The sequence below is a fragment of the Streptomyces sp. NPDC104096 genome (genome assembly GCF_055584385.1).
In genome coordinates this window covers 125,470-140,392 of sequence record NZ_JBVJMD010000001.1, presented here as the reverse complement: position 1 = coordinate 140,392, position 14,923 = coordinate 125,470, and the positions used below count along the sequence as shown (strand labels likewise).

12 protein-coding genes are annotated in these 14,923 nt (G+C 71.7%); 4 read left to right on the top strand and 8 right to left on the bottom strand.

What is annotated here, in order from left to right:
* Nucleotides 1-50: 50 nt before the first annotated feature.
* Nucleotides 51-665, top strand: a complete 615-nt coding sequence (locus tag ACZ60B_RS00675) for a flavodoxin family protein (protein ID WP_469383042.1) — start codon at nucleotides 51-53, stop codon at nucleotides 663-665.
* A 31-nt stretch (nucleotides 666-696) separates the two neighbouring features.
* Here the strand turns inward: ACZ60B_RS00675 and ACZ60B_RS00670 are convergent, their stop codons facing one another.
* The 4 genes from ACZ60B_RS00670 to ACZ60B_RS00655 form a co-directional block, all read right to left on the bottom strand.
* Nucleotides 697-1,593 carry an ABC transporter permease gene (locus tag ACZ60B_RS00670; protein WP_469383039.1) on the bottom strand — a complete coding sequence of 299 codons (897 nt, stop codon included), beginning with the start codon at nucleotides 1,591-1,593 and terminating at the stop codon, nucleotides 697-699.
* On the bottom strand, nucleotides 1,580-2,578 hold the full coding sequence (locus ACZ60B_RS00665) for an ABC transporter ATP-binding protein (protein ID WP_469383037.1): 999 nt from the start codon (nucleotides 2,576-2,578) through the stop codon (nucleotides 1,580-1,582). Before ACZ60B_RS00665 ends, ACZ60B_RS00670 begins: the two co-directional genes overlap by 14 nt.
* A 27-nt stretch (nucleotides 2,579-2,605) precedes the next feature.
* Nucleotides 2,606-3,910, bottom strand: coding sequence for a LolA family protein (locus ACZ60B_RS00660; RefSeq protein WP_469383035.1), 1,305 nt, complete (start codon nucleotides 3,908-3,910; stop codon nucleotides 2,606-2,608).
* Nucleotides 3,911-4,256: 346 nt separating this feature from the next.
* On the bottom strand, nucleotides 4,257-5,267 hold the full coding sequence (locus ACZ60B_RS00655) for a polyprenyl synthetase family protein (protein WP_450664218.1): 1,011 nt from the start codon (nucleotides 5,265-5,267) through the stop codon (nucleotides 4,257-4,259).
* 826 nt (nucleotides 5,268-6,093) lie between these two features.
* Here ACZ60B_RS00655 and ACZ60B_RS00650 point away from each other — a divergent pair.
* Entirely contained in the window at nucleotides 6,094-6,564 is a 471-nt protein-coding gene (locus ACZ60B_RS00650) for a transglycosylase SLT domain-containing protein (protein WP_469383032.1), read from the top strand.
* A gap of 18 nt (nucleotides 6,565-6,582) precedes the next feature.
* Here ACZ60B_RS00650 and ACZ60B_RS00645 read toward each other — a convergent pair whose 3' ends face one another.
* The 3 genes from ACZ60B_RS00645 to ACZ60B_RS00635 all read right to left on the bottom strand — a co-directional run bounded on the left by ACZ60B_RS00645 (nucleotide 6,583) and on the right by ACZ60B_RS00635 (nucleotide 9,991).
* On the bottom strand, nucleotides 6,583-7,398 hold the full coding sequence (locus ACZ60B_RS00645; RefSeq protein WP_469383030.1) for an HAD family hydrolase: 816 nt from the start codon (nucleotides 7,396-7,398) through the stop codon (nucleotides 6,583-6,585).
* An 85-nt stretch (nucleotides 7,399-7,483) separates the two neighbouring features.
* Entirely contained in the window at nucleotides 7,484-8,698 is a 1,215-nt protein-coding gene (locus ACZ60B_RS00640) for an FAD-dependent oxidoreductase (protein WP_469383028.1), read from the bottom strand.
* Between the two features lie 27 nt (nucleotides 8,699-8,725).
* A complete protein-coding gene (locus ACZ60B_RS00635; protein WP_469383534.1) occupies nucleotides 8,726-9,991 on the bottom strand; it encodes a carboxylate--amine ligase in 1,266 nt (421 codons plus the stop codon).
* 239 nt (nucleotides 9,992-10,230) lie between these two features.
* Between ACZ60B_RS00635 and fahA the strand changes: the two genes are divergently transcribed.
* Both fahA and ACZ60B_RS00625 read left to right on the top strand, forming a co-directional pair.
* Nucleotides 10,231-11,451 carry a fumarylacetoacetase gene (gene fahA / locus ACZ60B_RS00630; RefSeq protein WP_469383026.1) on the top strand — a complete coding sequence of 407 codons (1,221 nt, stop codon included), beginning with the start codon at nucleotides 10,231-10,233 and terminating at the stop codon, nucleotides 11,449-11,451.
* A 304-nt stretch (nucleotides 11,452-11,755) separates the two neighbouring features.
* The gene (locus ACZ60B_RS00625) at nucleotides 11,756-12,694 is read left to right on the top strand and encodes a M56 family metallopeptidase (protein WP_469383024.1); all 939 of its coding nucleotides are present in this window, start codon (nucleotides 11,756-11,758) and stop codon (nucleotides 12,692-12,694) included.
* Nucleotides 12,695-12,739: 45 nt separating this feature from the next.
* Here the strand turns inward: ACZ60B_RS00625 and recQ are convergent, their stop codons facing one another.
* Nucleotides 12,740-14,731, bottom strand: a complete 1,992-nt coding sequence (recQ, locus tag ACZ60B_RS00620) for a DNA helicase RecQ (protein ID WP_469383022.1) — start codon at nucleotides 14,729-14,731, stop codon at nucleotides 12,740-12,742.
* Nucleotides 14,732-14,923: the final 192 nt, after the last annotated feature.

The following is a 14,923-nucleotide window of genomic DNA, read 5'->3' as shown; positions in this document are numbered from 1 at the left end:
CGTCACTTGCCGTCAGTCACCTGTCGTCAGCCGACTCTCCTGGGGGAGCAATGGGCCGCCGTTTCCTGTTCGTACTGGGCAGCAGCCGCACCGAGGGCAACACCGAACTGCTCGCCCGCCGGGCCGCCGAGCAGCTGCCCGCGGACGTGGAGCAGGAGTGGATCAGCCTCCTCGAACGGCCGTTGCCGGAATTCGAGGACCGGCGGCACCCCGGCGGCCGCACCCGTCCCGACGCCGACGCCGCCCCGGCCGACACGGCGACCCGGGACAACGCGGCGGCGCTGCTGGACGCCACGCTCGCCGCGACGGACATCGTGATCGCCTCGCCGCTGTACTGGTACACGGTGTCCGGCCCCACCAAGCGCTACCTGGACCACTGGACGGGCTGGCTGCGCACCCCCGGCATCGACTTCAGGGCGACCCTGGCCGGACGCACCCTCTGGGGTGTCACCGCGCTCGCGGACCACGAGCCGGTCGTCGCCGACCCGCTGATCGGCACGCTCAACAACACGGCCGCGTACCTGAAGATGCGGTTCGGCGGGGTCCTGCTCGGCAACGGCAGCGACCGCGGCGACGTACTGAAGGACACGGCGGCGCTGACCCGCGCGAAGACGTTCTTCGCGCGCGAGGCGCCCCTCGCCCGCTTCCCGTTCGAGGACGCGTGACCTGTGGCCCTCCGGCACATCCGCCGTGGTGCTAGGTACTGATGTCCTTCGTCGTGAAGCGGGCCCACGCGGCGGTGCCGAACACCGCCGCGTACAGCCCCTGGAGGCCGAGGTTCTTCACCAGGTCGTCCCAGTAGACCGGCTCGCGCATCAGGTCGGCGAAGGACAGCCAGTAGTGCGAGAACAGGTACGGCTGGATCGCGTGCAACTGCGGGATCTGGTCGAGGATCTGGACGGTGATCAGCAGGCCCACGGTCGTCGCCATGGCCGCGATGCCGCTGCCGGTCAGGGTCGAGACGAACAGGCCGAGCGCCGCGACGCCGACCAGTGAGGCGGCGACGGCCAGGGCGATCAGCGCCGCCCGGACCAGGCCCTCGGCGAACGTGATCCGGGTGCCGGAGATCGTCGTCAGGTCGCCGAGCGGGAAGAGCAGCGCCCCGACCACCATCGCCGAGGTGGCGACGACGAGCGTGGCCACCAGGCAGAAGGCGATCGTGGTCGCGTACTTGGTGAGCAGCAGGCGGGTGCGGCCGGCGGGCGCCACCAGGAGGTAGCGGAGCGTCCCGGCGTTGGCCTCGCCCGCGATCGCGTCGCCCGCGACGACCCCGATCGCCATCGGCAGGAAGAACGGAAGCGTCGCGGCCAGCGCCGTGAACACCAGGAACAGTCCGTTGTTGGTGATCTGCGAGATGAACGCCGGCCCGCCGCCGCCTCCGCGGCCGGCCGGGGACCCGTCGCCGGTCTCGATCCTGACCGCGATCCCGACCAGGACCGGCACCGCCGCCAGCACGCCCAGCAGGGCGAGCGTGCGCCAGCGCCGGAAGGTGGTCACGAGTTCGCTGCCCAGCAGGCCGAGGGTCCACGACGGGCCGGGCCGGCGGGGGGCGTCCGCCACTCCGGCCGGGACGGCCGCCTCAACCCGCGACATCGAACCCCTCCCCCGTCAGGGCCACGAACGCGTCCTCCAGCGAGGCCCGTTCGACCCCGAAGCCACGCACCCGGACACCCGCGCTCACCAGTGCCGCGTTCACCTCGGCGAGATCCCTCCCGGGCGGTTCGCCGGTCACCCGGTCCTCGGCCACGACGATGTCGCCGACGCCCTGCTCCTTCAGCACCCTGGCCGCGTCGCCCGGGTCGGGCGTGGTCACCACCAGTCGGCCGCGCGCCCCCGCGGCCAGGTCGGAGACCGCTCCCTGGGTGACGAGCCGCCCCCGCGTCATCACCGCGGCATGGGTGCACACCTGCTCGATCTCGTCGAGCAGGTGCGAGGAGAGGAAGACGGTCGTGCCGTCGGAGGCCAGTTCCCGCACCAGGGTCCGGATCTCCCGCATGCCCTGCGGGTCGAGACCGTTGGTCGGCTCGTCCAGGACGAGCAGCCGGCGCGGCTGGAGGAGCGCGGCCGCCAGACCGAGCCGCTGTTTCATGCCGAGGGAGTACGCCTTCGCCTTCTTGCCCGCCGCGGCCGACAGGCCCACCCGGTCCAGCGCCTGCGCGACGCGGGTGCGCCGGGTGCGCGGGTCGGCCGTCGGGTCGGCGGCGTCGTACCTCGTCAGGTTGTCGCGGCCGGAGAGGAAACCGTAGAGGGCGGGGCCCTCGATGAGCGCGCCGACCTGCGGCAGCACGACGCGCGAGGCGCTGGGCATGGACCGGCCCAGCACCCGCGCCGTGCCCGAGGTGGGCGCGATCAGGCCCATCAGCATGCGGATGGTGGTGGTCTTGCCGGAGCCGTTCGGGCCGAGGAAGCCGAAGACGCTGCCCGCCGGGACGGTCAGGTCGAGACCGTCCACGGCGAGCTGTCCGCCGCGGTAGCGCTTGGTCAGGCCGCGGGTGTCGATGACCCCGGCACCGGCATGCGCACCGGCGTCGGCATCCGCGTCCCGCGGCGGCGCTTGCGTGGCGGACGGCTCGTCCATCGGCTCCCTCGTTTCGTCGTACCCGCCTCAGTGACCGGCGTCCGCCGCCTTGACCAGCGCGCCCTTGGTGACCGCGCCGACGTAGACCTTGCCGTCGTCCGTGATCAGGGCGTTCACCAGCCGGGTGGAGAAGACCGTGCCCGAACCGAACTTGCCGGTGACCTTGTCGCCGAGCGAGCCGAGGAAGCCACCGAGGTCGCCGGCCGGACCGGCGGCGCCGTCGGCGGAACCGGTGGGCAGGCCGCTCTTGCTGCCGGAGTCGAAGGTGGCGATGGAGGTCCAGCCCTCGCCGATGACCTTGGCCTCGCCGGGACCGTCGGAGCCCGTGAGACCCGAGAGGCCCGGGAAGCCTTCGAGGCCCTGCGCGCCCTTGGCGCCCTTCGCGCTGTCGTCCCGGGACTTCCCGCTCTCCCGGCCCTGCCCGTGGTCGCCGTCCTCGGTGACCTTGGCCCCCTTGGGCGGGGTGAAGCGGAAGGTCGACGCGGCGGGCTCGGCGAAGCTGATCCGGGTGAAGCCCACGTCCACCACGGCCGCGCCGCCACCGGCCGGGGTCAGCGTGAACTTCAGCGGCAGCCCGGTCTTCGCATCCACGGCCACGCTGATCGTGCCGACCGTGCTGCCGGACTGCTTGGGCTTGACGAGCAGCTTGTACGCGTCCCGCCCGGCGACCTGCATGGTGCCGTCGACGGTCACGGACGTGGTGTCGTCGACCGACTTCAAGGCCTCCTCGGTGAGGCCCTCGGGGGTCGCCGGGACCGGCTCCTCGCGGCTGTCGCCCTTGGCCGCGCTCTCGTCCGCGGTCGAGTGGTAGACCTCGTTGGACTTGCTGTCGTAGCCCCAGACGTCCTTGCCGTCGTGGATGACGCTGTACTCGGCGGCGCTCTCCAGCAGCGAGAGCTTCTGCCGGTCCGGCCCGTCGGTCGCGACCCGCAGGGTGTGCGTGCCGGAGGCGAGTTCGGTCAGCCTGGCGGACGGGTCCGCGCTCGACCCGTCGCCGGCGGAGCCCGTGGCGCCCGACAGCAGGCCGCTCTCCAGTCCGCCGAGATCGGGGAGCCCCAGGTCCGTGGTGATCTTCACCGTGCCGGACAGTTGCTCCACGTCCGACTGGGCGATCCTGTCGATGAGTTGCTGCGCGGTGATCTTCGGAAGGTCGGGGTCCCCGGAGGAGGCGAGTGCCGGGACGAGCCCGATGGTCGCCGCGGCCACCCCCACCACCGCGACCGGAACGACGTACCGAGCGGCCGTACGGCGCCCGGAGCGCAGGTCGTCGGCCTCCCCGGCGGTCGTACCGGTCGCACCGGTCGTGCTGTCGTCGGATTCGTACGGTGCCATGTGTGCCCTACCTCCGTGGTCGGCGGCGGCTGTCCGTCTCGGCGCGTCCTCGCACTCGTGGTCCCACCCTGAGCCGCCATTCTCACCCGAATCGGTGAGGAGTGGTGTTTTCCGTTGTGTCCATCTCACCAAAACGGGGCTGTCGAAGCGTCAGACCGCGGGATCAACTCCGCGTACTGCTGGGGTATGACACGAAGAGGCGGTGCAGCGCCCGACCCGTAGGGGTCGCGCACGGCACCGCACTCGTCCGACTCGGCACCTGCCGTCCGGCCCCCGCGGCGGGGCAGCCGGACGGAAGTCCCGGGGCCTGCCCGGGGACGGAGCCCTGGAGCCTGCCCGGCAGGGCCTAGCCGGCCCGGTGCACCACCGCGTCGCACAGCTCCACCAGCGCCCGCTTCGCGTCGCACTCCCGCAGCGGTGCCAGCGCGGCGCGCGCGTCCTGCGCGTACCGCACGGTGTCCTTGCGGGCCTGCTCCAGCGCGGGGTGCCCGCGCAGCGCCGCCAGCGCCTCCGTCAGCTTCGCGTCGTCGCTCAGGTCGGAGTCCAGCAGCTCGCACAGCGCGATGTCCTCCGCCAGTCCCAGCCGTGCCGCCCGCTCCCGCAGCCGCAGCACCGGGAGCGTGGGGATGCCCTCCCGCAGATCCGTGCCGGGCGTCTTGCCCGACTCACGGGAGTCCGACGCGATGTCCAGCACGTCGTCGGCGAGCTGGAAGGCGACTCCCAGCCGCTCCCCGTACTGCGTCAGCACGTCCACGACCGTCTCGTCCGCCCCGGACATCATCGCCCCGAACCGGCACGACACCGCCACCAGCGATCCGGTCTTGCCACCCAGTACGTCCAGGTAGTGCTCGACCGGGTCACGCCCGTCCTGCGGCCCCGCCGTCTCCAGGATCTGCCCGGTCACCAGCCGCTCGAACGCCTCCGCCTGCACCCGCACCGCCTCGGGCCCGAGGTCGGCCAGGATGTGCGACGCCCGCGCGAACAGGAAGTCACCGGTGAGGACCGCGACGGCGTTGCCCCAGCGGGTGTTCGCGCTGTCCACCCCGCGCCGCACCTCGGCCTCGTCCATGACGTCGTCGTGGTACAGCGTGGCGAGGTGCGTCAGCTCCACGACCACCGCCGACGGCACGATCCCCGGCGCGTACCGGTCCCCGAACTGCGCGGCGAGCATCACGAGCAGCGGCCGGAAACGCTTCCCGCCCGCCCGCACCAGATGCTGCGCGGCCTCCGTGATGAAGGGGACCTCGCTCTTGGTGGCCTCGAGCAAGCCTTCCTCGACAGCCGCCAATCCGGCCTGGACATCGGCTTCCAGAGCCTGGTCCCGCACGCTCAGCCCGAACGGCCCGACGACGGTCACGAGGGGTCTCCTGTCTGCTGGTGTCCACTGGCGCTTGCACGGTTTGTCGATAGGTCGCTGCCACCACCTCAAGTCAGCGTATCCGGTCACGTTTCGATCACCGATAGCCCCCACGGTTACCGGCCAGGCGGTACCGGCTCATGCCCGAGATGTTTCCCGACAGGCGACAAGGCAGGTGTTCGACCGTTTTCTACGGACAGGACGACGCCTGTCGGCATACCGCAGAGGCGGACCGGAAGCACCCGACCGAGTTCACGCCCCCGCCGCGCGCCACACACTCCGCGGCGGGCGCGCCGGGCACAGTACGGCGACACCCCGCCAGATGTTACAGAAACACACTCTAATAACCTTTATGTCCGATTTGCCGCTATTAATTACAGAATTCCACTTGGCGGTAAATGCGATCGGCTGCATAAACAGTGAATTGGCTCACACGGGCACATAAATGGATGCATCCGCCACTTACCTCCGCTACCCCTCCCCGGCAAGCGAGTTGAGCCTTGGCAACCGCAAAGGATCAAGTGCACCAAATGCCTCAGACCAAGGTCAAATGGGGCGAGGTGTGAACCAGTCGCTTGTTCCGGACATGTGCTCTCGCATACGTTCCCGGCGAGTCGGGCGGACGCCTAATCCTGCCGCCGCCCTTCAACACCACCGACGAACACACTCGTACGGCAGGAGCGGGGGAACCAGGTAAGCCGCCGGACCGGGCATCGCCCCCGGAACGGCTCGGGGTTGAGCCGCGTCGCCACAGTGCGGCGCGGACGGGCACCTCCCGGCCCGAACCCGACAGCTCACCTCGCAGGCACCGGAGAGGAAACACGCCATGCACGCTGCCGGTAACAGCCGTCGCGCCCGATTCGTCCGCACCCTCGCCGTCGCCGGTACCGGCGCCGCCGTGCTCGCCATGCCGCTCCTCGGCGCCACCAGCGCCTCCGCGGCCACCACCACGTCCGTGACCAAGGCCCCGAACTACACCAACAACCTCGACGGCTGGATCCGGCAGTCGCTGTCTGTCATGGCCCAGCACAACATCCCGGGCAGCTACAACGGGATCTACCGCAACGTGATGCGCGAGTCCTCCGGCAACCCGCGCGCCATCAACCTCTGGGACTCCAACGCGGCCAAGGGCATCCCGTCCAAGGGCCTGCTCCAGGTCATCGACCCGACCTTCGCCGCGTACCACGTGGGCGGCACGTCGTTCGACATCTACGACCCGGTCGCGAACATCACGGCCGCCTGCAACTACGCCGCCAAGCGCTACGGCTCGATCGACCGCGTGTTCAGCGCCTACTGACCGGCCCGCCCGGGACGGTCAGACCTCTCCGGGAAAGAGTCTCTCGAGGACGACGGCGATGCCGTCGTCCTCGTTCGACAGGGTGATCTCGTCGGCCACGGACTTGAGTTCGGGATGGGCGTTGGCCATCGCCACGCCGTGGGCGGCCCAGTCGAACATGGGGATGTCGTTGGGCATGTCGCCGAAGGCCACGGCGTGTTCGGCGCGCAGGCCGAGGTGCTCGGCGGCCAGCGCCAGACCGGTCGCCTTGGTGATGCCGCACGGCTGGAGCTCGACGGTCCCCGGCCCCGACATGGTGACCGTCGCCAGCGAGCCCACCACCGAGCGGGCCGTCGCCGCCAACTCGTCGTCGGACAGGGCGGGATGGCGCAGCAGAACCTTGCTGATGGGTTCGCACCACAGATCTTCGCGCCGCCCGACCCGTACCGCGGGCAGGGTCGGGTGCGGCATCAGATAGCCCGGCTCGATGAGCGTGAGGCCGTCGACCCCGTCCTGGTCGACGGCCGCGTACACCTGCCCCACCTCGGCCTCGATCTTGCCGAGGGCGGTCTCGGCCAGCTCCCGGTCGAGGGTGACCGACCACAGCAGCCGGTCCGCGCCCGCGTCGTACAACTGCGCGCCCTGCCCGCACACCGCGAGCCCGACGCAGCCGATGTCCTCGAGCAGCGGCCGCACCCTCGGCGCCGGGCGGCCCGTCACCACGAGGTGCCGGGCACCGGCCCGGGTCACCCGCGCGAGTGCGGCCAGGGACCGGTCGGAGAGCGTGTCGTCGCCGCGCAGCAACGAGCCGTCCAGATCGGTGGCGACGAGTGAGAACGCGAGGGAGGCGGCCATGATCAGAGAATACGGACCCCGCGCCCTCGCGACTCACCACTGTTTCGGCCCCAAGTGAGGCCTGCGGGCTCCTTGTTCGCTCCCCTCAGCCGTGGGCCGCCGTCAGGTGCTCGGCCAGCCGTGGGGAGGCGAACTCGGTGCCGCACACGAACCGCATGACCGGGCCGTACGAGGCCGCCGCCGGCAGTCCGGTGAAGTACAGACCCGGTACGGACGACACATAGCCCGCGCCCAGCTCGGGAGTGCCTCGGCTCACCACGAGCTCGGCACGCAGCCGGTGGCCCAGGAAGTCCATCGCCGCCATGTCCACCCGGTAGCCGGTCGCCGCTATGACATGGTCGGCGGACAGCCGGTGGGTACCGCTCGAGTACGGGGTGACGGTCAGCGTCGCCCGGCCGTCCGCCGTGCCCGCCTCGACGATCCGCTCGACCTCGGTGACCTGCACCTTTCCCTCGAAGCGGTCGCGCAGCCACCAGGCGCCGAGCGGACCGAGCACGCGGCGGACCAGGTAGTGGCGGGCCTGGGCCGGCAGGTACCGGTAGGGGTGCGGGTAGTAGCTGAGCGCCCACAGCGACCAGGCGCGGCCGAAGGGGGACTCGGGGCGCAGCCGCGGCTGCTTCCACGGGGGTGCGCCGAAGGCCACCCGGCCATGGCCGCGCGAGACCACGCGCACCTGCGCGCCCGCCTCCGCCGCCAGCGCCGCCGTCTCCAGCGCGGACTGGCCCGCGCCGACCACGATGAGTTCCCGGCCGGAGAAGCGGCCGAGGTCGTGGTGCTGGGAGCTGTGGGAGACCGGGCCGGTGGGCGAGGGCCCGTGCGCCCCGGCGACGGTCAGCTCGGGCGGCAGATGGGACAGTCCGGCCAGGCCCGTGGCCACGACGACCGCGCGAGCGGTGAACGACTCACCGGAGTCCAGTTTCAGTTCGAAGCCCGAGCCGCGGGGTTCCCCGGCCCTGCGGTCCACGGAGACCACCCGCACCCGCTCCAGTCGGGGCACCAGTCGCTGCTGGAACCACTCGCCGTAGGCGATGAAGGTCTCGGCGGGGATGATGTCCTCGTCCGTCACGAGCCGGCGTATGCCGGCCGCGTCGCAGTAGTCGGCGAGGGTGTGGCCGGCCTGCGGCGCGTCGATGCTGGAGGCCGCGGGCGTCGACTTCAGCAGCATGCCCGCGGGCATGTGGTCGCGCCAGCTGACCATGGGGTCGCCGAAGACGCGGACGGGGACACCGCGCGCCCGCAGATGGGCGGCGGTCGACAGGCCGAAAGGTCCGGCGCCGATGACTGCTACGGGTTGGCTCACGAAGTCCCTCCCCAGGACGTCACTTCGTCACTTCGTGGTGGTGCCGCCGCGGCGGTTGGTGCGCCACAGCTGATACAGGTGTTTCGCGCCCGGCCGCACGAAGCGCGCGAGCATCGTGAAGAACGGCCGCAGGTCGTCACCCGCCAGCCAGGCCAGCTCCGTGCCGCTCGCCCGCGCCGGCGCGTGCGGCGTCGTATAGCCGCTGCGGCGGTAGGCCAGCAGGGCGGGCAGGTCGATGTTCTCCACGAGATACCGGCGGCCGGTTCGCTGTTCCCCCTCCGGAACGGCACGCCCGGTCAGATCCAGATGCATGGCGCGCACGACGTCCACCCTCGTCCCGCTCTCGAAGAGCCGGAACTGGGCGCCCATGCGCGGGTTGAAGTCGAGGAGTTTGTACTGTCCGTCGCGCCGGTCGAAGCGCAGGTCGAGGTCGATGATTCCGGTGAAGCCGATCTGTTTGATGAAACGTGCGGCGAGGTCCGCGAGCTCCGGATTGTCGACGACGTAGGCATTCGCCGTCATCCCCGCGTGCGGCGGCCAGGAGCGGACCTTCACTCCGGTGAACATCGCCAGCGGGGTCGAGTCCCGGTCGAAGTAGGCGTGCACGATCCAGTCCTCGGCCTCCTCCCGCGGCAGGTACTCCTGGAGGATCACCCCGGGGTCGCCGGGGCGGCCGACCCAGTCGCGGGCGAGCGCGAGCAGGCCCTCACGGGTGGCGATCCTCGTCGTCCCGTTCACCGCCGGCCGTTCACGGCGCACGAACGCCTCACGGTTCTTGGCCACCACCGGGAAGCGGGCCTTCTCGGCGAAGGCGACGATGTCGTCGTAGGACTGCGGGAAGACCGCCGACGGGCTCGGGATGCCGTGTTCCACGCACAGTTCGTGCAGGCCCTGCTTGCTGGCCAGCCGGCGCGGCAGCTCCGGCTCGACCCGCGGGAAGAGGAAGCTGTCGCCGAGCGCTTCCTGGTGCTCGGCGATCAGGACCGCGGCCTCCTCGTCGGTGGGGACGAGCACGGCGGGACGGCCGATCCGGCGGCCGATCCGCAGCAGCCCCTCCACCAGGTACGCCGGCTCCTCGGTGCCGGTGGTCGGCCAGACGAACGCCCGCTCCAGATAGCGGGAGGCCGCCGCGGGTGTGTAACGGTCCTCGGTTATCGCGTACATCGGGACGCCCAGGCGGCCCAGACTGCGGATCGCTCCGACCCCGCCGTGGTGCAGCGGATAGTCGCCGAACTTGACGATCAGGCCCGGCACGCCGGCGTCGGCCTGTAAAGGCACGCTGCCGCCGCCCATGGCCACGGGTCCCCCCACGTGTCCCCCTCCACGGACCGGACCCACCCCGTCCGTGTCCCGAAAAAGACGCTAAGCCGGAATTGACCACTCCGACAACCCCAAAAGGGACATTGCAAACTCTTTAGACACTGCCCAAGACAGGCAACTCGGCCGTAACGTGTGGCGCGGCCACATGGAACGCACCGTGTGGCACGAACAGACGGAAAGCACCGCACGCATCCGAGAGTGAGGCAGCACCCATGCCCCCCTTCGACGTCCCCGAGGGCGATCCCTTCGGGCCGCACAACCTGCCGTACGGCGTCTTCTCCCCCGCGGGTCCGGACTCCGCCGAACGCAGGGTCGGTGTCCGGCTCGGCGATCACGTCCTCGACGCGGGGGCCGCGGCCCGGGCGCTCGGCTCGCCGTACGCCTCCGTGCTCGCCCGCCCCACCCTCAATCCGCTGCTGGCGGCCGGCCGCACGGTGTGGTCCGACGTACGGCGCGCGCTGACCGGGTGGGTGACCGTGCCGGCCCACCGGCAGGTCGTCGAGCCGTTCCTCCACCCGCTGTCGTCGGTGACCCTGCATCTGCCGTTCGAGGTCGCCGACTACGTGGACTTCTACGCCTCGGAGAACCACGCCCGCAACGTCGGGCAGATCTTCCGCCCGGACGCGGCGGACTCCCTGACCCCGAACTGGAAGCACCTGCCCATCGGTTACCACGGACGGTCCGGCACGGTCGTGGTCTCGGGCACGGACGTCGTCCGGCCGTCGGGCCAGCGCAAGGCGCCCACGGACGAGGCACCGGTCTTCGGCCCGTCGGTCCGGCTGGACATCGAGGCCGAGGTCGGCTTCGTGGTGGGGACGCCCTCGGAGCTGGGCCGGCCGGTGGCGCTCGGGGACTTCGAGGAGCACGTCTTCGGACTGTGCCTCCTGAACGACTGGTCCGCACGCGACATCCAGGCCTGGGAGTACGTGCCGCTCGGCCCGTTCCTCGGCAAGTCCTTCGCCACCTCGGTGTCGGCGTGGATCACGCCGCTGGACGCGCTGGAGGAGGCGCGGGTGGCACCGCCCGTCCGCACGCACGCCCTGCTGCCCTACCTGGACGACTCGGGCGAGGAACCCGGCGGCTACGACCTGCGCATCTCCGTCGCGATCAACGGCCATGTCGTGTCCGAGCCGCCCTTCTCCGGCATGTACTGGACCGCCGCCCAGCAGCTCGCCCACATGACCGTGAACGGCGCCTCGCTGCGCACGGGTGACCTGTACGGGTCGGGCACGGTCAGCGGTCCCACCGAACGCGAGCGCGGCTCCCTGCTGGAGCTGACCTGGAACGGCCGCGACCCCCTCGAACTCCCCGACGGGAAGCGGGCGTTCCTGGAGGACGGCGACGTGGTGACCATGACCGCGTGGGCGCCGGGTCCGAACGGGCTGCGGGTGGGCCTCGGAGAGGTGACGGGACGCGTGGTGCCGCGCGACTGACCGGCACGGGTGCGCGCGGTCCGGGCCGGGGAAGGCGCGGCCGACCCCGGCCCGGGCCCCGGCCCCGGTCTCCCCGGACGAAGGACCTTCTTCCGGCGCCCGGCGACCGCATACTGGCGGTGGACGCACGACGCGCCGGACGACGCGCGTGCCGTACCGCCCGAAGAGCCGTGTGCCGAACCCACCGCCCGACCGCCGCACCACCCCACGCTCCACCCGCGCACCCCGTTGTCTCCACGCACCCCGCTCCACCCGTACGCCCCTGACATCCACCCCCCTCCGATCAGGATCCGGAGCCCGTGGCATGACCGTCTGCCTGCTCCTGTTGAGCGCCGTCGCCCTGGCCGCCGCCGTACCGATCCCCCGTGCGCTGACCCGCGCCGTATGGCCGGAGCGAGAACCCGTGGTCGCGCTGTGGGTGTGGCAGTGCCTGGTCGCCACCGTGCTGCTGTGCTGTCTGACGGCTCTCGTGCTGAGCGCCGCCGCCGTCTTCCACACCGTCCGCGTCCGGGTCTTCGCGCCCGCGCCGCCGTCCGTGACCGAGGCCTACGACCTGTCCGGCACACCGCCCTGGGCGACCGCCGTCACCCTGCTGCTGGCCTGCGGGGCCGCCTGGACCACGGCGATGCTGGCCCGCGAACTGGTCGAGGCCCGGCGCAGCCGCGGCCTGGCCCGCGCCCACCTGCGCGAACGCGCCCCCGATCTGCCGCCCGGCCTGCCCCGCGCCCGGGGGCCGCTGCTGGTGCTGGAGGACGAGTACCCCGACGCCTGGTGGCTGCCCGGTCACCCGCCCCAGCTGGTCGTCACCACGGGGGCCCTGCACCGGCTCACCGCGCACCAGCTCGACGCCGTCCTCACCCATGAGCGCGACCACGCCCGCGCCCATCACGACTGGCTGCTGCATCTGTCCACGGCCCTGGCCACCGGCTTCCCCCGGGTCCCCCTGTTCACCCACTTCTGCGAACAGACCCACCGGCTGGTGGAGCTCGCCGCCGACGACACGGCCTCCCGCCGCTGCGGCCATCTGACCACCGCGCTGGCCCTCATCGAACTGAACCAGCACCGCGGCGTGCTCTCCTGCGCCTCCAGTCACCGTCTGCTGGGCGAGCGGGTCGACCGCCTGCTCGCGCCGCCGCCGCGCCTGGGCCGCAGGGACCGGGCCCTGACGACGACGGTGGCCGCGCTGGTCCCGCTCCTCCCGCTGCTGATCACCTTCGCACCGGCGCTGACGGCACTGAGCTGACGGCACTGAGCCGACCGCGCCCGGCGGCCCCCCTCGGGCCCCGGACTACATCCAGTCGTCGGGCTCCGGCTCGGCGTCCATCTCGGGCCAGTCGTCGTCTCCGTGACCGGTGTCTCCCCGATGGGCGTCGCCCGCCGGGGCCGACTCCGCCCTCGCCGTCCCGCCCTGGGCGGCCAGGGCCGCGATCACACCCTCCCCGTACGTCGCCAGCTTCTTCTCGCCGACCCCGCCGATCCCGCCGAGCTGGGCGACGGACGTGGGCCACACGGTGACGATCTCCCGGAGCGTGGCGTCGTGGAAGATGACGTACGCCGGGACCCCCTGCTCACGGGCCTGCTCCGCACGCCAGGCGCGCAGTGCCTCGAAGGCGGGCAGCAGTTCCTCGGGCAGCTCGGCCGCGGCGGCCCTGGGCTTGCGCTCACCCCGGCCGGAGGAGCCGGTCCGCGCGGCCGCGGGCTTCTTCGGTTCCTTGCGCAGCGCCACCTCACGCTCGCGCCGCAGCACCGCGCCGCTGTCCTCGGTCAGCACCAGCGTGCCGTACTCCCCCTCGACCGCGAGCAGCCCCTGCGCCAGCAGCTGCCGCACGACACCACGCCACTCGCCCTCGGCCAGATCCTCGCCGATGCCGAACACGGACAGCTGGTCGTGGTCGAACTGGATCACCTTGGCGGTGCGCTTGCCCATCAGGATGTCGACGATCTGCACCGCGCCGAACTTCTGCCCGCGCTCCCGCTGCAACCGCACCACCGTCGACAGCACCTTCTGGGCCGCGACCGTGCCGTCCCAGGTCTCGGGCGGGGTGAGACAGGTGTCGCAGTTGCCGCAGCCCGCCGGGCCCGGTTCCTGCCCGAAGTAGGCGAGGAGCTGTCCGCGGCGGCACCGGGCGGTCTCGCACAGCGCCAGCATCGAGTCCAGGTGCGCGGCGGCCCGGCGGCGGAACGCCTCGTCGCCCTCGCCGGACTGGATCAGCTTGCGCTGCTGGACGACGTCGTTGAGCCCGTAGGCCATCCAGGCCGTCGAGGGCAGTCCGTCGCGGCCGGCGCGGCCCGTCTCCTGGTAGTAGCCCTCGACCGACTTGGGCAGGTCGAGGTGGGCGACGAACCGTACGTCGGGCTTGTCGATGCCCATGCCGAAGGCGATGGTCGCCACCACGACCAGGCCTTCCTCCCGCAGGAACCGCGACTGGTGGGCCGCGCGCGTGCCCGCGTCCAGCCCCGCGTGGTAGGGCACCGCCTCGACGCCGTTGCGGCTCAGGAACTCCGCCGTCTTCTCGACCGAATTGCGCGAGAGGCAGTACACGATGCCCGCGTCGCCCGCGTGCTCCTCGCGCAGGAAGCTCAGCAGCTGCTTCTTGGGATCGGCCTTGGGCACGATCCGGTACTGGATGTTCGGCCGGTCGAAGCTCGCCTCGAAGTGCCGGGCCCTCGGCATGTTCAGGCGCTGGGTGAGCTCCTGGTGGGTCGCGCGGGTGGCCGTGGCCGTGAGGGCGATCCGCGGGACGTCCGGCCAGCGCTCGCCGAGCAGGGACAGGGCGAGATAGTCGGGACGGAAGTCGTGGCCCCACTGGGACACGCAGTGCGCCTCGTCGATCGCGAAGAGCGCGATCTTGCCGCGGGAGAGCAGGTCCAGCGTGGAGTCGAGGCGCAGCCGCTCCGGTGCCAGGTACAGCATGTCGAGCTCACCGGCGAGGAACTCGGCCTCGACCGTCCGCCGCTCGTCGAAGCCCTGCGTGGAGTTCATGAAGCCCGCGCGCACACCCAGCGCCCGCAAGGCGTCCACCTGGTCCTGCATCAGCGCGATGAGCGGGGAGACGACGATGCCCGTACCCGGTCTGACCAGGGACGGGATCTGGTAGCACAGCGACTTGCCGCCGCCGGTCGGCATCAGCACCACGGCGTCCCCGCCGGCCACCACGTGCTCGACGATCGCTTCCTGCTCGCCGCGGAACGCTCCGTATCCGAAGACCCGGTGCAGCGTGGCCAGCGCCTCGCTGTCCGTCACCTCTGGCATCTCGCTGATCCCGCCCGTCGCGCCCATCGCCCTGCTCTCGTACGTCGTCCCTCGACCACTGCCCCCACGATAGGGGTCCGCACCGACAGCGCCGGAGTTGTCCACAGAACCGACGGCCCCTCGGTCGTCCACAGGCCACCCGGCACCCTTGCGTGTCAAGGACACGAGCATCGTTCACACGTTCGCGGGAGACCTGCCCGTTTGCGACGGATAGTCTGA